The organism is Rhodothermus marinus, from assembly GCF_009936275.1.
GTDB lineage: Bacteria > Bacteroidota > Rhodothermia > Rhodothermales > Rhodothermaceae > Rhodothermus > Rhodothermus marinus_A.
Genome location: NZ_AP019797.1, coordinates 2,747,572 through 2,766,060, shown reverse-complemented (window position 1 = coordinate 2,766,060; position 18,489 = coordinate 2,747,572). Strand labels below are relative to the sequence as shown.

Genomic DNA, 18,489 nt, shown 5'->3' with positions numbered 1-18,489 from the left:
GCTTTGAGCCTCGGATCTACCAGCCTTCTTCGTTAGAAGCGTACGAAAAAATCATAGAATGAGGCCGCTCGAAGCGCCTATTTTTGAAGAAAAGCTGAAGTCAAACGGCATATCGCATCATGTTCGACTGGGTGACCAGTCCCGAAGCCTGGGCGGCGCTGGCCACGCTGACCGCGCTGGAGATCGTGCTGGGCATCGACAACATCGTGTTCATCTCGATCCTGTCCGGCCGTCTTCCTCGGCATCAGCAGCGCAAGGCCCGGCTGCTCGGACTCGGGCTGGCCATGGCCGGGCGTATTGCATTGCTGCTCAGCATCGCCTGGATCATGCGACTGACTGCGCCGCTGTTTGCGCTGCTGGGGCGGACGTTTTCCGGGCGCGATCTGATCCTGCTGGCGGGTGGGCTGTTTCTGATCGGTAAAAGCACGCACGAAATCCATCACCGACTGGAAGGGGTTGACGAGGAAGCAGTCGATCGGGCGGCCGGAACGGCGTCTTTCGCGGGCGTCATCACGCAGATTCTGCTGCTGGACCTGGTCTTTTCGCTGGATTCGGTGATCACGGCCGTGGGCATGGCCCGGCACGTGCCGGTCATGGTGGTGGCCATCGTGCTGGCCGTGCTCGTCATGATGGTGCTGGCCGAAGGGATTGCCCGGTTCATCGAGCGGCATCCGACAATCAAGATGCTGGCGCTGAGCTTCCTGCTGCTGATCGGGGTGATGCTGGTGGCCGAAGGCTTCGGACAGCACATCCCGCGCGGGTACATCTACAGCGCTATGGCCTTTTCGCTGTTCGTGGAGTTGCTGAACATCAAGGCCGGAGCACGTCGGGCGCAGCCCGTTCGCCTGCACCAACCGGGTTTGCGAAAAGCGCTGGAGAAAAGCGACAGCAAAAAATAAGCGGGACGCCGTGCGCGACGTCCCGCTTTCTGGTGGAGCCAGCCGGATTCGAACCGGCGACCTCCACAATGCCATTGTGGCGCTCTACCAACTGAGCTATGGCCCCACGTTGCGATCGCTGGAACGCCATCTTACGAAAAAAGCTCCGGCCGCGTCAACGTCCGTCGCGCTCCTGCGCCGTTTTTTCACGGCTTCCGATGCAAAGCGCTTTCAGCGATTTAATGCGTCTTTAAAACGGAAAGCGCCGGGGCTCATTGTAAATTCCACGACTAAACTGTTCAGAATTTAACGGTACGACGATGACGGTAGCGCGTCCCGTTCGGGTGCATAAGTTCGGGGGTACATCGGTAGCCACGGCCGACCGCATCCGGCGCGTGGTACAGCTCGTGCAGGCCGAGCCGGAAACGGCTCGGCGCGTCGTGGTGGTCTCGGCGCTGGGTGGCGTGACCGACCAGCTGCTGGGCTGCATCGACGCGGCACTGGCCCGCACCGGCGCCCACCGCACGACGATCGAGGCGCTTCGCCAGCGGCATCAGGAGGTGCTGGAAGCGCTCGTACTCCCGGAAGAACGAACGGCGCTCGAAGCCCAGCTCAACGCGCACTGGCAGGCGCTGACCGAACTGCTCGACGGCCTGTACCTGCTGCGCGAGTGTACGCCCCGAACGCGGGACGCGATCATCAGCTTCGGCGAGCGGCTCTCGGCGCCGCTGGTGGCGGCCGCCTTCCGGGCAGCCGGCAGCGAGGCCATCGCGCTCGAAGCTACCGAGCTGATCCGCACGGACGACACCTTCGGCGAAGCCAACGTCGATTTTGTCACGACCAACCGACTGATCCGCGAGCGGTTTGCCGCCATCCCCGAAGATCAGATCGTGGTGGTCACCGGCTTTATCGGGTCCACACCGGAAGGCGTGACCACCACGCTGGGACGTTCGGGCAGCGACTACACGGCCACCATTCTGGGAGCGGCCCTGGACGCCGAACTGGTGGTGATCTGGACCGATGTCGATGGCGTAATGTCGGCCGATCCCCGCCTGGTACCCGAGGCGTTTGTGCTGCCGCACCTGAGCTACCGGGAAGCGGCCGAGATGGCCTATTTTGGCGCCAAGGTGCTGCACCCGCGCACCATGGAGCCGCTGCAGGCGAAAGGAATTCCGCTGCGCATTCGCAACACGCTGAATCCGGCGGCCCCTGGCACGCTGATCACGGCCGAGGCCCCGCCGCCGCCATGGTACGTCCGGGCTGTGACGGCCATTCGGGACGTGGCCGTGCTCATGCTCGAAGGGTCCGGTATGCTGGGTGCACCGGGACTTACGGGACGGGCATTCCAGGCGCTGGCCGAGCATAAAATCAACGTATTGCTGGTCTCGCAGGCTTCGAGCGAGCAGAGTCTCTGCCTGGGGGTGCGGGCCGCCGATGCCGAGACGGCGCTGGACGTGCTCCGGCGCACGTTCGCCTTCGAACTGGAGACCGGTCGCATCCGGCGCATCTACCTTGTGCCCGAATGCGCGACGGTTTCCGTGGTGGGCGATCGCATGCGCCACCAGCCGGGACTGGCCGGACGCATGTTCTCGGCGCTCGGGCAGGCCAACGTGAACGTGCTGGCGATCGCGCAGGGGGCCGCCGAGACGAACATCTCGGCCGTCATCGCCCAGCGGGATGCCCAGCGGGCCGTGCAGGCCCTGCACGAGACGTTCATCCTGCGCACGATGCGCGCCCATCTGTTTCTGATCGGGACCGGCGTGATCGGAGGGACGCTGCTGGACATGCTGGCCCGCCAGATTCCACAATTGAAAGAAGAAGAAGGGCTTGAACTCCGACTGGCCGGTCTGGCAACCGCCGAACGCATGCTCTGGCAGCCGGCCGGCATTCCCTGGAACGAAGCGCGCGAGCGGCTGCGTGCCGAAGGGGAGCCCATGGACCTGGACCGGCTGGTGCAACTCCTGACCACCGAGCGGCCGCGTCGCCTCGTGGTGGTCGATGCAACAGCTTCCGAAGCGGTGGCTCGCCGGTACCCGGACCTGCTCACGGCCGGTGTGGCGGTCGTCACGCCAAACAAACGGGCCAATACGCTGTCGTACGAATTCTACCGACGCCTGCGTGAGATTGCCCGCGAGCGCCGCGTGCCCTACCGCTACGAGACCACGGTCGGGGCCGGACTTCCGGTCATCGCCACGCTGCAGGATCTGCTGCTGGCCGGCGACAGCGTGCGACGGATCGAAGGGGTCTTTTCGGGCACACTGGCCTATCTGTTCAACCAGATGGCCGAAGGGGTGCCTTTCTCCGAAGCGGTGCGGGCAGCCCGCGCGGCCGGTTATACCGAGCCCGATCCGCGCGACGACCTCTCGGGCGAAGACGTGGCACGCAAGCTGCTCATTCTGGCACGAGAGGCGGGCCTGCCCGTCGAGCGCAGCGACGTGGAAGTGCAGCCGCTGGTGCCGGACGAGCTGCGCGAGGTGCCCCTGGAGGAATTTCTGGCGCGGCTGTGCGAACAGGATGCCTACTGGCGCGAGCGCGTCGAAGAAGCCCGGCGCGAAGGACGCCGCCTGCACTACATCGGGCGGATCGAAGACGGCCGCCTGGCCGTCGGCGTGCAGGCCGTCGGACCCGACTCGCCCTTCTACAACCTGCAGGGCACCGACAACCTGATCGCCTTCACGACGGCCTACTATTGCCGCACGCCACTGGTGGTGCGTGGGCCGGGTGCCGGCCCGGAGGTTACGGCGGCCGGGATCGTGTCGGACCTGCGGCGCGCGCTGGAGCAGATGCGCTAAGCGCCGGCCGGTGGCAGGCCAGCATGGCGGGCGGCAATTTCGGCCAGCGCGGCCCAGTCGGCTTCCTGCAGCCCGGTGGCGAGTGCTTCGACAAAGTGGTTTCCCACCAGAGAGGCCAGCGGCATAGGAACCTGCAGCGCATGGGCCGCCTGGCGGGCCAGACGCACGTCCTTCAGGCCCAGCGGCAGGGCAAAGCCCGGCGGCGTGTAGCGCTGTGAAGCGATCAGCTGGCCGTAGTTGTGGTAGATGGGGGAGCCGAACAGCGCGTCGATGATCTCGAAGAACTGCTGCGGCGCCAGTCCGGCCTTGCGCGTGAGCGCAAACGCTTCGCCCAGCGCTTCCAGCATAGAAGCCAGCAGAAAATTGCCAGCCAGCTTTACCAGATGGGCCTGCGCCGGCTCCGTTCCGACCACAAATAGCTGACTCCCCAGCACCTCGAGGATCGGGCGGCAGCGTTCGATTGCTTCGGTCGGACCGGCAGCCACGATCCGAAGCCGGGCAGCCGCAGCTGCATCGGGGCGTCCGAAGACGGGCGCACCGACAAAAAACTGGCCGCGTTCCTGGTGCCGACGGGTCAGCTGCGCTGAAAGTTCATGGCTGATGGTGCTCATGGCTACATGGATCCCGCCGGCCGGCAGATGCGCCAGCAGGCCGTCAGGCCCTTCCACGACAGCTTCCAGCGCCGCATCGTCGGCCACCATGGTCAGCACCAGACCGGTGGTTCGAGCGGCTTCGCCCGGTGTGGAGACGGACCGCGCGCCCTCGCTTACCAGCGCTTCGGCTTTTTCCGGCGTGCGGTTGTAAACGACGACCTCGTAGCCGGCTTTCAGCAAATTGCGGGCGATGGGCTGTCCCATACGCCCCAGTCCGATCACAGCGACGGTGGGCATAGTGCTCCTGGTGTTTTTTGACGGTTCAATCCGTACGAACGAGCACGACGAGTGCGCTCAGGAAGGCCGTGTACAGCGCGCCGCCCAGCCAGAGCGCCTCCAGCATGAAGGCGGTGCGGGTGCCGGCCGCAAGCGCCAGCAAGGCCACAAACAGGCCGTTGTGCACCAGTGCCAGCACCAGGCCGCCCAGAAAGGCCTGGCCGAGCGTCGGTCGGAAGGCCTCCGGCTCTTGCAGGGCGAACAGGCCGATCAGAAAGCCCATCAGGCTTTTGGCCAGGGCGTGCAGCCCCCAGCTGTCGAGCAGTGCGTCCAGCAAAAAGCCGCTGAGAAAGCCTCCGATCAGGCCCGCGCGACGCCCGTAGGTCAGTCCGAGGTAAGCCACAAACAGCAGGACCGCATCCGGGTAGGCGCCCCAGAGGCGCAGCCGGTTCAGCACCAGCCACTGCAGCACCACCACGAGTACGCCCAGCAGGGTCGTGCGCAGGATGCGGACGAGTTGTGTGGAAGAAAGCAAGAGCGTCGGCATGATTCAGGGAGCGGTGTGCAGCGTACGGACCATTTCGTCGAGCGTGCGCACGATCCGGGAAGGCGATGTGGTGAAGTTGTTCGCCATCAGGGCAAAAGCCAGCGTGCGGCCGTCGCGGGTGGTCAGGTACCCGCTCAGCGTGCGCACGTGCAGCAGCGAACCGGTTTTGGCCCGGACCGGAACGCCGTGCAGCCTGTCTTCCAGCGTCGACCTGCGCGTGCCGCCCTGCGGAAGCGAGGCCACGAAGGCGTCGCGGCTCGGATGGTGCTGCATGGCCACCAGCAACTGGCCCAGCACGGCCGGCGGGACCAGGTTCTTGCGGGAAAGCCCCGAGCCGTCCCGGATGGTCAGTCCGCGGGTATCGATGCCCTGACGCTGCAGGAAGGCGCGGATGCGTCGGGCGGCTCCTTCGGCCGAGCCGTCCGGACTGAGCGTCCGGAAGACCTGCTCCGCATAGAAATTGTGGCTCCGGTGGTTGATGACGCGCACGATCTCGGCCAGCGGGGGCGAAAAGTGTACGAGCAGGGCCTGGCGGCGGTCGTAGCGGGGCGGTGCCGGTAGTTCGTCCACATCGAACAACTCGGCCGCCACGGTGATACCCGCCTGCTCCAGGTAATGGCGGAAAGCCGCCAGCGCGTAGCGGGTCGGATTGGCGACGGGCAGTTCGATCGTACCCCGGTACGTGGCCGGGACCGAACCGGTCAGCCGCACCTGCTCGGAGGCGAACGCCCGCTCGATCCGGATGGCCTCGCCGTAACGTCGGGCGGCCGTATAGGCCCGGTTCTCGATGGTCAGATAGTCGAAGGGCTCCTGCGTGAACGCCAGCGGTGCGCCCGGCCGCGTGGCCTGCATGCGCAGCCGTACGATGTTGTCGTGGTACGACAGGCCGCCGACGGCAAAACCCAGCCCCAGGTTGATCTGCGTGGTCACGTAGTCGATGTCCCAGCCGTCCGCGTAGGGGCGGTCGTCGAAGCGGTTGTCGTCGCCGATGAGGCGGCCTTCGATGCGGCGAATGCCCATGCGGGCCAGCTCCTGCGCCCAGGTTCGGAGCGGGTCGGGGCCCGGCCAGGAGGGGCTACCGAAGGTGGGATCGCCCGAGCCGCGCAGGATCAGATCGCCGCGCAGCGTGGCGCCGTCCACCTGACCGACGAAGTACAGGACGGTCTGATAGCGGTAGTCCGGTCCCAGCAGATCCAGGGCGGCCGCCGTGGTGAGCAGTTTGTGCGTGGAGGCCGGAAGCAACCCCTGCTCGGCGTTCTGCGCCACCAGCACCTGGTCGCTTTTCACGTCGGCGACGTACAGGCCCCAGAAAGCCTGTTCGGTGGACAGGTGGGCGCGAACGTCTTCCAGGCGGGCTTCGAGGGAGGCCGGCGCGTGCAGGCCGGTCGTGCTCAGGGCCACCAGCAGGGCGACGTACAGCAGGTGAACAAAACGCATGACCGCCGGACGGTTGACAAATACATCGCAGGGTGGAACCTGAACGGACGCCTTCAGGTTCGCCGAGCAGCAAACCGGAAAAAAGCAGGATGGCTCGTCCACGCACCGCTACCCGAACCGGCACACGCCCGGCCGCTTCGAGCAGCCGGCCCATGGTTTTCGCGCGCCGGAACTATCACCTGCTGTTGATCGGCGTTGCGCTGGTCGTGGTGGGTTTTGCCATCATGGCCATCGAGCACGAGCTGGACGGCTTCTGGTCGCGCAACGTCGCGCCGATCATCATCGTGGCCGGCTATCTGGAAGTGATCTGGGCCATTCTCTGGCGGCCGCGCGCGTCGAAGCGCGATCAGTAAAGCAGATAGGGCCGGCGTCGTTGCCGGAACGCTTCTACTTCTTTTTCCCAGCTTGCCACGATCGCTTCAGGAGCGGCCCCGTTTCGGAGCCATTCATAAAGCTGATCGGTGCCGGCCAGTCGGGCCAGCCAGTCCGGTCGTTGAATGAACGGGTCGCGGAAGGCCGGCGGCGCCTGGTGATAGAACGCATGCAGCAGGTGGATCCCGGTGACGACCGGCCGGAACGTCCGGCGGTCGGTGATGTGCAGGCGCACGCCGTGCAGCGGCCGGCCTTCGTAGCGGGGATGCGGGGCGCCCGGGCGTGATTGCGGCGTGAACGTGACGGGCTCGAAGTGCACGCCGGGCAGCCCGCGGGCATTGAGCGTGTCGGCCAGCGCCTGCGCGTTGGCCCAGGGCGTCCCCACCTGCAGAAACGGCGCGTCGGTGCCGCGGCCCTCGCTGCCATCGACCGCCTCGAAGAAGACGGTACCCGGATAGGCCAGCGCTGCTTCGAACGTGGGCAGGTTGGGGCTGGGCGGCCGCCAGGGCAGACCGGTATCGGGCCACTGCATGGAGCGGCGCCATCCTTCCAGCGGCACGACGATCAGCTCCAGGTGCTCCAGGCCCGGTAGCAGGCGCTCACCCTGGATCATGCGGGCCAGTTCGCCGATCGTCATCCCGTAAACCAGCGGAATCGGGTAGAGTCCCACGAACGACGCCTGTTCCGGCTCCAGCACGAAGCCGGAGAGCAGCTCGCCTCCGAGCGGGTTGGGGCGGTCCAGCACGATGAAGGGGATACCGGCTTCGGCGGCGGCCTGCATGGCCAGCCCCAGCGTCGAGATGTACGTGTAGCAGCGGGCGCCCACGTCCTGCAGGTCGAACACGAGCACATCAAGCCCGGCCAGCATCTCCGGGGTCGGTTTGCGCGTGGCGCCGTAGAGGCTGTAGACCGGAAGCCCCGTGCGCACGTCGCGGCCGTCCCGAATCTCCTCGCCCGCGGCGGCCGTGCCCCGCAGGCCATGCTCCGGGGCAAACAGCGCCACCAGGTGCACCTCGGGCTCGGCCATCAGCCGGTCGATCAGGTGCATCGTGTCGAGGCGGGCCGTGTGGTTCACGATCAGCCCGACGCGCTTGCCCTGCAATAGATCGAAATGGCGGGCCGCCAGCACATCGGCGCCCGTCCGCACGCGCCCGGAAGGCACCGAAGTGAAGCAGCCCGCCAGCACCAGCAGACTCAGGAGCAGCCCGTTAGCCGCGATCCACCAGCTCGATCGACGGGAAGAAAAAGTTGATTTCGATGCGGGCATTTTCGACCGAGTCGGAGCCGTGCACGATGTTCTGGCCTTTGGATTCGGCAAATTCGCGCCGGATGGTGCCTTCGGCCGCCTCGGCCGGGTCGGTCGCGCCGATGAGCGCCCGGAAGTCCGCCACGGCGTTTTCTTTCTCCAGCACCATCGGCACGCAGGGACCGCTCGACATGAACGTCGTCAGTTCGTCGAAGAACGGCCGGCCCCGGTGCACCGCGTAGAAGCCTTCGGCTTCCTTTTTGGTCAGGTGCACCATTTTCATGGCACGAATGCGAAAGCCGGCCGCTTCGATCCGGCGAATCACCTCACCGATGAGGCCCCGTCGCACGCAGTCGGGCTTGAGAATCGCCAGTGTCTGTTCCATGGTCAGACATTCAGGTCTGGTTCTTGAGGAAAAGGTGCGCCCAAAGATACAGGGAAAGCGATGGTTTCAAAGGAAATTGCCGGTGAAAAAACGCGTTCAAGCCCGCGCCGTCGTTTTCTGTCGTTAATTTGAAAGATCACGAGACTGCAAAGCGCATGCTTCAACCAGGAAAACCCCGTCATCAGCAGCTCAGCGACTGGCTGCGGGAGCAGATCGAGCAGGGCGTTTACAAGCCCCAGGATCGGCTGCCGTCCGAGCACGAGTTGAGCCGCCGTTTCGGCGTGAGCCGGATCACGGTGCGTCGGGCGCTGCAGACGCTGGAGCACGAAGGGCTGATCTATCGCTGTCAGGGCGTCGGCTCTTTTGTGAAACAACCCTCGCACATTCAGCAGGGACTGGTACGTTTGACCGACTTTGCCGAAGATATGGCCCGGGCCGGGCTCCAGGCCCGCTCGCAGGTCGTGCATTTTGCGCCGGAGCCGGCCTCGGCCGAGGTGGCCAGCCGTCTGGGTGTGGCCGAAGGGGCCATGGTGGTGCGGCTGGACCGCCTGCGGCTGGGCAACGACGAACCCCTTGCGTTCGATCGTACCTGGCTGACGCCGTTCTACGCGCAGTTTCTGGAGGGCAGAGATCTGGAGCACGAAACGATCTACCGCATTCTGGAAGCGCTGGGCATCCCGATCGTGCGCGGCTACTATCGCATCGCAGCGGTCAACGCCGAGGCCGACGTGGCCCGGCTGCTCCAGGTGCCCGAGGGAACGGCACTGCTCCGCATCGACCGCACTTCGTGCACCAGCGGCAATAAGGTGGTGTACTTCCAGCAGCGCTTTTACCGGAGCGATCGGATCATTTACGAACTGGTGCTGGAGCGCGACAGCCGGCGCCGCATTCCGCCAGAAGAAGGGATGCCTTTGCGTGAATTTGAACCGGTCTTTTTAAAACCGCTCGGCTCCTGAGCTTGCTTTTGTCATCAATTTTTGAGTAATTGAAAGCAGGCCCGGGGCTTCATCAGCAGGCGGCGGTCATGGTCTATTCGCTTCCGATTCTACCCGCCGAGGCCGTGAACCAGGCGGAAGACCCCGCCCGGGTTCCGGAAGACTTCGGCCTCACGTACGATCCGGCGCGCTCGGAAGCGGACGTGCTCACCGATGGCTTTGGCCGGCGCCACACCTATCTGCGCATTTCGCTCATCGAACACTGCAACCTGCGCTGCCGCTACTGCATGCCCGAAGAGGGATTGGACTGGACGCCGCCCGAGCATCTGCTGACCGACGAGGAAATCATCCGGCTGGCCCGTCTGTTTGTGTCGCAGGGCGTGACGAAGATCCGGCTGACCGGGGGCGAGCCGCTGCTGCGCAAAGGGATCGAGCGTATCGTGGCCGAGCTGGCCCGCCTTCCGGGGCTCCGGGCGCTGGCCATGACCACGAACGGTCTGCTGCTCCCCAAAAAACTCGACCGCCTGCAGGCGGCCGGTCTGACCCAGCTCAACATCAGCCTCGACACGCTGCGGCCCGAGCGCTTCGAAATCCTCACGCGCCGCAAAGGCTTCGAGCAGGTGCTGCGCGCCATCGATCTGGCCATTGCGCGGGGCTACCGCCCGCTCAAGGTGAACTGCGTCGTGCTCCGGGGCTTCAACGACGACGAGCTGCTGGACTTTGCCGCCTGGACGAAAGACCGGCCCGTCGAGGTGCGCTTCATCGAGTTCATGCCCTTCGACGGCAACGGCTGGAACGACGCGCAGCTCGTACCGGCCGCCGAGATGCGCGCCCGCATCGAAGCCCGCTATCCACTCGAACCCATCGCATTCGATCCGCACGGAACGGCGAGGCTGTTCCGCATTCCCGGCCACCAGGGGCGCCTGGGCTTCATCGCGTCGATGACCGAGCCTTTCTGCGAGGGGTGCAACCGGCTGCGCATTACGGCCGACGGTAGCCTGAAGGTGTGCCTGTTCGGTCGGGCTGAGGTCAGCCTGCGCGATGCCATGCGCCGGGGCGCCAGCGACGAAGAGCTGCTGGCGCTGATCAGCGCGGCCGTCGGACGCAAGCACGCCCGCCATGCCGGCATGTACAACCTGGCGCGCATGCGCAATCGGCCGATGATCACCATCGGCGGCTGAAACTTTTCACGTGATTGCTGCTTCCTAACGGCTTAAGTTCGGCGCGATCCGGTCGATCCCCCCGATGAAGGCGAAGCTACGTAACGTTGCCAAGGGGGATGATGTCCGTTTCTGCTGCATCGCCGACACCGGAACGAGCCCGCTCGGGCACATCGCGGCCGTCTCATTCGGGCACGTGTTACTGGTACCATATCCGTTTCTCCGACGACGAGGTGCGTCGGCGTCGGGTCGAGGTCTTTCTGCATCGATTCGAGCGCTTCTATCACACGCTGGGACGGCCAGAAGGCATGGTGCTGTACCGGAGGCCCGGCACGCACGACTATTACTTCTCCTGTGGACCTTTCGAATATGCCGGACGCATCTACCGGGAATTCCCCGCCGAGCGGCTGGATCATCCGCCGGAGGGGGAACTGGAGCTGGTCTTCGGCCAGCAGCCCTGTTGAGCAAAGGCACCCGCGCATAGTTTGCGCCAGATCGCCATAGTATCTGCGAGGCCGGTTTCCTTTCTTTGCGGCAACGAAAACCTGGTCGCGTTGCCGCCATGCGAAAGTATCTGTTCTGTCTGGCGCTTTTCGCTCTGAGTAGCAGTCCGACGCTGCGCGCGCAGCCTTTCTTCGTGGAGCGCTCCGAGCCGGCTTCGGGAACGGCCAGGGTACCGCTGGAGGCGGAAGTCCGGTTCTATTTCAACGATGCGGTTTCGCAGCAGACCGACTTCAACACGGCCTTTCTGTTTGAGCCCCGGCGGGCCGTGCGCATTCGCCGGGTGGATCTGATACCGGAGACGCCCAACCGGACCGATTGCCCTTCGGTCGGTGCCGGCCAGACGTGCCCGAATCTGGTCGTCTATACCGTTACGCACGAGGCGGAGACAGACTACACCTGGCTGGTGTTTGCCGTGCAGAATGCGAAGGATCGCTCCATGACGGCGCCGTACGTGCTGCGCTACACGACGGCTGCCACGATCGGGTCGCTGCAGGTGGCGGGTACGATCGCAACGCCGGCGGCCAAGCGGGCGTGGCCGTCCACCGCGCAGGCGCGTACGCTGCGGACGTTGCTGGCGCAGGCCAAAGCCACGGGACTGGGCCGTCCGGTCTTTGAGGCCGAAACGCCCGCCGTGCAGGACGAGCGCGATTTCACGGTGGTCTTTCTGCTCCGGAGCTTCACGCAGACCGTGGCCGCCTGGGATGTGGCGGCGGCAACCGTCGTGGCCGGTAGCTCGGGCACCTATCAGGTCGAGTACGTCCGCCCCGGCACCTACTGGCCGGTCGCCGTGCGCTACCGAAATCTTGCGCAGCTTGAGATCGAAGCGCTGGGCTACTACGATGCCGATGGCGACGGCGCGCCCGATCCGGTCACGCTGAAAGACACCGACGCTACCGGTATTACGCTGGAAATGCACGCCTTTACGCTGGCTACGGCCCGCGAGCGGCTGGCGCTGGCCCGCGATTCGGCGCAGGCGCGGGCTGCCGATGCCTACCTGATCGGCCTGGTGGCCGCCAACAGTCCTCGCCGCTCCGGAAGAGCCTACACGTGGATCTACGAGTTCTACACGCCCGCGCAGTCGCGGCGCATCCAGGTGCGCGTCGATCCGCTGGGAGCCACGACGTCGGTGTTGAGCGGCGAAGGGCTGGGCACCATTCCGGCGGTGCCCGAGCCGTTCATCGACAGCGACCAGGCGGTGAGCACGCTGCTCGACCGTGGCGCGCAGGCGCTGGCCGATTCCATCCAGGCCGATCCCACGTTTGCCCTGATTTTCGACCCGAACACTCCCGTGCGCAGCCTGGTCGTGCAGCTCATGGGCGGTGGCTACTACACCGATCAGGAGCCGTCGCCGGACTCCAGCTACTGGTACGTCCGGCTGACGGCGATTACCTCGACGCAGACGCGCACCTACGAAGGGCTGGTCAACATGGTCAGCGGACACCCCCGCGTGCTGACCGAAACTGCGGGGTTATCAGAGGCCCCGGGGCCTACCGTACAGCTGCTGCCGCCTTATCCCAATCCCGCCCGCGCGTCGGTGACGATCCCGCTGCAGCTCGCCCGAACGGCCCGCGTGCGACTGAGCATCTACGACCTGCTGGGCCGTGAGGTGGCGCGGCTGGTCGAAGGACAACAGATCGCGGGCAGGTATTCGTTTGTCTGGGTGCCGCCTTCACACCTGGCCAGCGGTATGTACCTGGTTCGGATGGAAGTCTTCGCGAACGAAGGGCATCGACTGGTGCGTCATCGGTGGGTGATGTTGAACCGCTGAAACCAACTGGAAGAGATAGGTGCCTGATACTCTTTAATTTCCGGATATTCCAGTGCATGTACATGGAATCCCCTGATTCCGCCTCTTTCCCCATACTGAAAGCACGGGCGCACACTACGGTGCGCCCCTACCAGGCAAACGACAACGTTTCTACCATACCATGTAGGGGCGGACCGCTGTGTCCGCCCTGTCTGTTTGTTAGATCATGCTGGGCAAATGGGGCGCCATCATGCACCAGAGAATCAGCGATCCCCTATTAGAAAAGAGATGCAACGTCTCACTTTATGGCAACTGTTTGATAAATTGCTTCTGGATTTCGGAAAGCAAAGGAATGAACCTGATGAGACCGTACGTTTGCTTCCTGACCGCGGCACTGCTTCTGGCGCCGACGCTGCAGGCGCAGGAGATCGTCTATCCCGAAACGCCCCGCATGCCGGTAGTGGACGACTACCACGGCGTGCCGGTACCCGATCCATACCGCTGGCTGGAAGACCTGGATGGCGAGCAGAGCCGCCGCTGGATCGAAGCGCAGAATGCGCTGACATTTGCCTACCTCGACAGCATTCCGCAGCGTGACTGGATTCGTCAGCGGCTGACGGAACTCTGGAACTATCCCCGCTACGGGCTTCCGCAGACAGAAGGCAGCCGGTACTTCTTTTTCAAAAACGACGGTCTGCAGAACCAGTCGGTGCTTTACGTGCAGGAAGGACGCGAAGGGACGCCGCGTGTGCTGATCGATCCCAACACCTTTTCCGAAGACGGCACGGTAGCGCTGACGACGCTGGCCATCAGTCGCGACGGCCGTTACGTCGTCTACGGGCTCAGCGAGGCCGGCTCCGACTGGCGTACGTTTCGCATTCGGGACGTGGAAACAGGGGAGGACTTTCCCGAAACACTTCGCTGGATCAAGTTCAGCGGGGCCGCCTGGGCACCGGATCACAGCGGATTTTTCTACAGCCGCTATCCTGAGCCGACCGACGACACGCTGGCGGCGGCCAACCGCAACCAGCAACTGTACTTCCACCGGCTGGGAACGGATCAATCTGAGGACGTGCTGATCTACGAGCGGCCCGACGATCCGGAGCTGGGTTTCGGCGCCGAGGTGACGCACGACGGGCGTTACCTGATCATCAACGTCTGGAAGGGGACCGACACGCGCAATCGCGTCTATTACAAAGACCTTACGCAGCCGGACGGGCCGGTGGTGCGGCTGCTGGACGACTTCGACGCCAGCTACGAGTTCGTGGGCAACACGGGCACGACGTTTTACTTCCTGACCAACCTGGATGCCCCCAACGGTCGCCTGATCGCCATCGATATCACCCGCCCGGAACGGGCCAACTGGCGTACGCTCATCCCGGAAAGCGAAGCGGTCCTTCAGTCCGTGACGCTGGCCGGTGGGCGCCTTGTCGTGCAGGTTCTGGAAGACGTGAAAGCGCGGCTGACAGTGCATGCACTCGACGGCACGCCGCTGGATACGATCGCATTGCCTACGATTGGGAGCGTCTCGGGCGTGAGCGGCCGTCCGGACGACCCCGAGCTGTTTTTCAGCTTTACCAGCTTTATCTATCCGACCACAATCTTCCAGCACGATCTGGAAACCGGCACTACCGAAGTGTTCCATGCGCCGGAAATCGACTTCGACGCGAGCCGCTACGAGGTACGCCAGGTTTTCTATCGAAGCAAAGATGGCACGCGCGTGCCGATGTTTCTGGTGCACCGCAAAGGGCTGGTGCGCGACGGTTCGCATCCCGTCTATCTGTACGGCTACGGCGGGTTCAATATCAGCCTGACGCCTTCGTTCAATCCGAGCAATCTGGTCTGGCTGGAGCTGGGCGGCATCTACGCGGTGGCCAATCTGAGAGGTGGCGGCGAGTACGGTGAGGCCTGGCACCGGGCCGGTATGCTGGAAAACAAGCAGAACGTGTTTGACGATTTCATCGCGGCGGCCGAGTATCTGATCCGGGAAGGCTACACGTCGCCGAAGCGTCTGGCGATCGGCGGGGCCAGCAACGGGGGCCTGCTGACCGGCGCGGTGCTCACGCAGCGGCCGGAGCTGTTCGGTGCCGTGATTGTGCAGGTGGGGGTGCTGGACATGCTCCGCTATCACCGGTTCACGATCGGCTGGGCCTGGGTGCCGGAGTACGGCTCACCGGACAACCCGGAGCACTTCCGCTTTCTGTATGCCTACTCGCCGCTGCACAATGTGCGGTTGCATCGCTGCTATCCGCCCACACTCATTATGACCGCCGATCATGACGACCGCGTCGTGCCGGCCCATTCGTACAAGTTTGCCGCCACGCTGCAGCGGGCGCAGGGGTGCACCAACCCTATCCTGTTGCGGGTCGAGACGCGGGCCGGGCACGGCGGCGGCATCCCCACGCAGAAACGCATCGAAATGGAAGCAGACAAATGGGCCTTCCTGGTGCGGGCGCTGGACATTCCGTTTGAGGCCGAGCCGAAGACGGATGGCCGTTAGTCATGCGCCTCACGTTTCGGCCACGGTGCGGGCGGCGCGGGCCAGGGCGGGCAGCGCCCGGCCGAGCTCGGCATAGCGGGGGTCGCGGCTCAGGCCCCGGACGTAGCGGGCGTAGAGCTGGGCCACGATGACCGTGACGCGGTAGAGGCCGAGCACGTGGTAAAAGCGCACGTCGGGAAGCGGGCGGCCGGTTCGCGCCGCGTAACGGGCCACCAGTTCGTCCCGTGTGGGGAAGCGTTCGTCCAGCGGCATGGTGGTGAGCGCGCGAAAGACAGGCGGATCGTCCGGCCGCACCCAGTAGGCCAGCAGCGCACCCAGATCGCTCAGCGGATCGCCCAGCGTGCACATGTCCCAGTCGAAGACGGCCACCAGGCGGCCCGGATCGGACGGGTCGAACATCACGTTGTCGAGCTTGTAGTCGTTGTGCACCAGCGTTGCCTCGGACCGGGCGGGGCGGTTGGCCCGCAGCCACTCGTAGACGGCCGCCAGGTCGGGCAGATCCATCGTACAGGCGGCTTCCCAGCGCTTCCACCAGCCTTCGATCTGGCGCTCGATAAACCCCTCGGGGCGGCCCAGGTCGGCCAGTCCGATGGCCCGGAAGTCCACGGCATGCAGGTCGGCCAGCGCATCGACGAGCGCCAGAGCCATCCGGCGTGGTGCCTCGGGGTGCGTCCGAAAAGCCTCGGGCAGCTCAGTGCGCACGACGACCCCGTGCCGTCGCTCCATCACGAAAAACGGCGTGCCCACGATCTCGGGATCGTCGCAGAACAGAAAGGCACGGGGTGCCGGCGGATAGGCCCGCCAGAGGCGCGAGAGCACCGTGTATTCGCGCCGCATGTCGTGTCCACCGCGGGGCAGCGGACCGGGCGGCGAGCGTCGGAGCACATACTGATGGGTGCCGTAGTCAAGCAGGTAGGTCAGATTGGCCGCGCCGCCCGTGAACTGCCACACGCGCAGCGGCCGTTCGGTGCCGGGCAGCTTGCCGCGCAGAAAGGCGGCCAGCCGGGCTTCGTCGAAGCGGGCTTCAGGACGGACTTCGGCCAGTTCGGGCATGCCCTTCATGCGCACTGACAGTTTTTTGGGTGCCAAGCGGTATGTCGCCAGGTGTCACGTCAGTCTGCATTCGAGGTTTGCTGAGGGCGCGTTTGTAGAAGTCTTCCGAAAAATAGTGTCGAAGAAGTTCGCGATTTTGACCTGTAAACCTTTGTAGCATTTTGGTGAGGTTTATAGCCTGCTGTTTGAAGCACGACCAGCGCGCTTGTAGTCAGGCACGGAGCGAAGCGTAGTGCCGTCTCAGGTGACGCTACGTCGGCTGACGCCTTCGTGGCTTACTACGAACGCCTTTATGCTGGTAGTCGGGCACAGAACGAAAGCACCGTGCCGTCTGGGTGCGCCATTTGCGCGAGGTTGCTGTCCTAAAACAATGTCCCTACCGGGCGTCCAGGGACGGCTCGTCCAGCGCCAGCATTCGGTTGTCCGCGGGGAGTGTGCCCGTGGGGAGCAGGTTGACGCCGTGTCGGGCAAAACGGCGGGCCGCAGCGGCCGGGCGCTCGTCGCCGTGCGTCTGGCTCCAGGCGGCCTGGCGCACCAGCAGCGCCAGCGCCGTGCTCCGGCCGAGCGTGAGCGCAAAGCGGCGGGCATCGGCCTGAAGGCGCACAGGGTCGCTGGCGGTTTCGGCCAGCCAGGCGTCGGCCGCCTGCAGGGCGGCCCGGGCTTCGTGGGCCAGAGGCACCAGTGCGTCGGGCAGGTCCTGCAGCCAGACGTCGAAGGCGCGGTGCAGGGCCTGCAGGCCGCCGGTGTCTTCGAGCGCGCGCAGCACGTCGAGCGCCAGTACGTTCGTGGTGCCTTCCCAGATGGGCAGCACCTGGGCGTCGCGCAGCAGCACGGGCAGCCCCGTATCTTCGACGTAGCCGGCGCCGCCGAAGGCTTCGAGCACTTCGCTGAGGACGGCCACGGCCTGGCGCGCCGTGGTCAGCTTGGCCACCGGCGTCAGCAGTCGCAATAGTGCGCGCTCGTCGTCGGAAGCCTCGTCCGTTTCGACGCGGCCCATAAGTTCGGCCACGCAGAAAGCCAGGTGAAAGGCGGCGGCCGTTTCGGCCTGGAGTCCGGCCAGCGTGTCGAGGTGCAGCGGGTGCTCGGCCAGCGGCCGGCCAAAGGCGACGCGTCGCCGGGCATAGTCGCGGGCCAGCAGGAGGCCGCGCTGCATGAGGGCGGCGGCCGTGATGGCGTTCCAGGTGCGCGTGACGTTCAGCATGGGGGCGATGGTCCGCGTGCCGTGAGTCATTCCCGCCACCGGCTCGGCCGGCAGCCCTTCCAGCAACACTTCGGCGGTGGGAAGCTTGCGCGTGCCCAGCTTGTCCTTCAGGCGCAGGATCTGAAACCCCCGGGGACGGCCCCGTTCGTCCCGGAGTTCTGCATAAAACAGCGCCAGGCCCCGACCGCCGGGGGGATTGCCCTCGGGGCGGGCCAGGATGAGCGCCATCTGCGACGTGATGGCCGACACGAACCACTTGCGGCCGTAGAGGCGCCAGGTGCCGTCCGCTTCGCGGCGGGCCACGGTCTGGCTGCTGCCGACGTCCGAGCCGCCGGTCAGCTCGGTCATCCACTGGCCACTGGTCCAGAACGTGGCGGGGTCGCGGCTGGTCAGGTGGGGCAGCGCCCGCTCGATCAGGCGCCGGTTGCCGCTGTCGAGCAGCGTGCGGGCGGCGCCGTCGGTCATGGCGAGCGGGCAGGCGTAGATGTCGGTTGAGGGAGCGAACAGGTACACTTTGGCAAATTGATGGATGCGTGAAAACGCACCGTGCGCCTGCTCGTAGGCCGTGGCCACCAGGCCGAAGCGAACCGCCAGCGGTTCGGCTTCCTGCCAGACGCGCGTCAGCCGCACTTCGTCGATGCGCTCGCCCCAGGCGCTCCAGGGAATGTGGACGGGCTCGCTGGCGCGGTCTTCAAGCTGCAGGCGGTAGAGCGGACCGCCGGCCAGCGCGCCCAGTTCCTGCAGCTCCGGCTCGATCTCGCGCAGCACGTCGGCGGGGAGCGTGCGCGCCAGATAGCCGCGCAGCGGGCTGTCGGCCTCGTAGGTGTTGTCCAGCCGGGGCGGTTCCTGCACGAACATGGCGG

The 18,489-nt window shown here is 65.3% G+C and carries 15 protein-coding genes and 1 tRNA gene; 8 read left to right on the top strand and 8 right to left on the bottom strand.

The features are described 5' to 3' along the window. Positions 1 to 119 precede the first annotated feature (119 nt). A complete protein-coding gene (locus GYH26_RS12005; protein ID WP_161541853.1) occupies positions 120 to 899 on the top strand; it encodes a TerC family protein in 780 nt (259 codons plus the stop codon). A gap of 30 nt (positions 900 to 929) precedes the next feature. Here the strand turns inward: GYH26_RS12005 and GYH26_RS12000 are convergent. Continuing rightward, positions 930 to 1,005 (bottom strand) — tRNA-Ala (locus tag GYH26_RS12000). Between the two features lie 193 nt (positions 1,006 to 1,198). Between GYH26_RS12000 and thrA the strand changes: the two genes are divergently transcribed. Continuing rightward, positions 1,199 to 3,670 (top strand): bifunctional aspartate kinase/homoserine dehydrogenase I, encoded by a 2,472-nt coding sequence (gene thrA, locus GYH26_RS11995; protein ID WP_161541852.1) that lies wholly within the window; start codon positions 1,199 to 1,201, stop codon positions 3,668 to 3,670. Here the strand turns inward: thrA and GYH26_RS11990 are convergent. Genes GYH26_RS11990 through dacB form a run of 3 tightly spaced genes read right to left on the bottom strand, consistent with a single transcriptional unit; the run spans position 3,667 to position 6,523 of the window. After that, on the bottom strand, positions 3,667 to 4,560 hold the full coding sequence (locus GYH26_RS11990) for an NAD(P)-dependent oxidoreductase (RefSeq protein ID WP_014066318.1): 894 nt from the start codon (positions 4,558 to 4,560) through the stop codon (positions 3,667 to 3,669). The two genes, thrA and GYH26_RS11990, sit on opposite strands and share 4 nt — an antisense overlap. Positions 4,561 to 4,585: 25 nt before the next feature. After that, positions 4,586 to 5,086: a rod shape-determining protein MreD gene (gene mreD / locus GYH26_RS11985; protein WP_014066319.1), complete on the bottom strand. Its 501-nt coding sequence runs from the start codon at positions 5,084 to 5,086 to the stop codon at positions 4,586 to 4,588. Between the two features lie 3 nt (positions 5,087 to 5,089). Continuing rightward, positions 5,090 to 6,523, bottom strand: a complete 1,434-nt coding sequence (dacB, locus tag GYH26_RS11980) for a D-alanyl-D-alanine carboxypeptidase/D-alanyl-D-alanine endopeptidase (protein WP_161541851.1) — start codon at positions 6,521 to 6,523, stop codon at positions 5,090 to 5,092. Positions 6,524 to 6,612: 89 nt separating this feature from the next. Here dacB and GYH26_RS11975 point away from each other — a divergent pair, with 89 nt between their 5' ends. Beyond that, a complete protein-coding gene (locus GYH26_RS11975; RefSeq protein ID WP_231296247.1) occupies positions 6,613 to 6,876 on the top strand; it encodes a DUF3098 domain-containing protein in 264 nt (87 codons plus the stop codon). On the opposite strand, the gene GYH26_RS11970 is transcribed toward GYH26_RS11975, so the two are convergent. After that, positions 6,870 to 8,162, bottom strand: a complete 1,293-nt coding sequence (locus GYH26_RS11970; protein ID WP_161541850.1) for an exo-beta-N-acetylmuramidase NamZ family protein — start codon at positions 8,160 to 8,162, stop codon at positions 6,870 to 6,872. The two genes, GYH26_RS11975 and GYH26_RS11970, sit on opposite strands and share 7 nt — an antisense overlap. Beyond that, entirely contained in the window at positions 8,104 to 8,526 is a 423-nt protein-coding gene (ndk, locus tag GYH26_RS11965; RefSeq protein ID WP_161541849.1) for a nucleoside-diphosphate kinase, read from the bottom strand. Before ndk ends, GYH26_RS11970 begins: the two co-directional genes overlap by 59 nt. Before the next feature lie 155 nt (positions 8,527 to 8,681). Here ndk and GYH26_RS11960 point away from each other — a divergent pair, with 155 nt between their 5' ends. The 5 genes from GYH26_RS11960 to GYH26_RS11940 all read left to right on the top strand — a co-directional run bounded on the left by GYH26_RS11960 (position 8,682) and on the right by GYH26_RS11940 (position 15,372). Next, the gene (locus tag GYH26_RS11960; RefSeq protein ID WP_161541848.1) at positions 8,682 to 9,482 is read left to right on the top strand and encodes a GntR family transcriptional regulator; all 801 of its coding nucleotides are present in this window, start codon (positions 8,682 to 8,684) and stop codon (positions 9,480 to 9,482) included. Positions 9,483 to 9,550: 68 nt separating this feature from the next. Continuing rightward, on the top strand, positions 9,551 to 10,642 hold the full coding sequence (moaA, locus tag GYH26_RS11955; RefSeq protein WP_161541847.1) for a GTP 3',8-cyclase MoaA: 1,092 nt from the start codon (positions 9,551 to 9,553) through the stop codon (positions 10,640 to 10,642). A gap of 212 nt (positions 10,643 to 10,854) precedes the next feature. Then, a complete protein-coding gene (locus GYH26_RS11950) occupies positions 10,855 to 11,085 on the top strand; it encodes a hypothetical protein (RefSeq protein ID WP_242006412.1) in 231 nt (76 codons plus the stop codon). A gap of 98 nt (positions 11,086 to 11,183) precedes the next feature. Further along, positions 11,184 to 12,893 (top strand): T9SS type A sorting domain-containing protein, encoded by a 1,710-nt coding sequence (locus GYH26_RS11945; RefSeq protein WP_161541845.1) that lies wholly within the window; start codon positions 11,184 to 11,186, stop codon positions 12,891 to 12,893. Positions 12,894 to 13,233: 340 nt separating this feature from the next. After that, complete coding sequence (locus tag GYH26_RS11940; RefSeq protein ID WP_161541844.1) at positions 13,234 to 15,372, top strand: prolyl oligopeptidase family serine peptidase; 2,139 nt, start codon at positions 13,234 to 13,236, stop codon at positions 15,370 to 15,372. A 9-nt stretch (positions 15,373 to 15,381) separates the two neighbouring features. On the opposite strand, the gene GYH26_RS11935 is transcribed toward GYH26_RS11940, so the two are convergent. Together GYH26_RS11935 and GYH26_RS11930 are read right to left on the bottom strand one after the other, a co-directional pair. Continuing rightward, positions 15,382 to 16,434: a phosphotransferase family protein gene (locus GYH26_RS11935; RefSeq protein WP_161541843.1), complete on the bottom strand. Its 1,053-nt coding sequence runs from the start codon at positions 16,432 to 16,434 to the stop codon at positions 15,382 to 15,384. A gap of 367 nt (positions 16,435 to 16,801) precedes the next feature. Further along, positions 16,802 to 18,484, bottom strand: a complete 1,683-nt coding sequence (locus GYH26_RS11930) for an acyl-CoA dehydrogenase family protein (protein WP_161541842.1) — start codon at positions 18,482 to 18,484, stop codon at positions 16,802 to 16,804. Between the last annotated feature and the right edge of the window lie 5 nt (positions 18,485 to 18,489).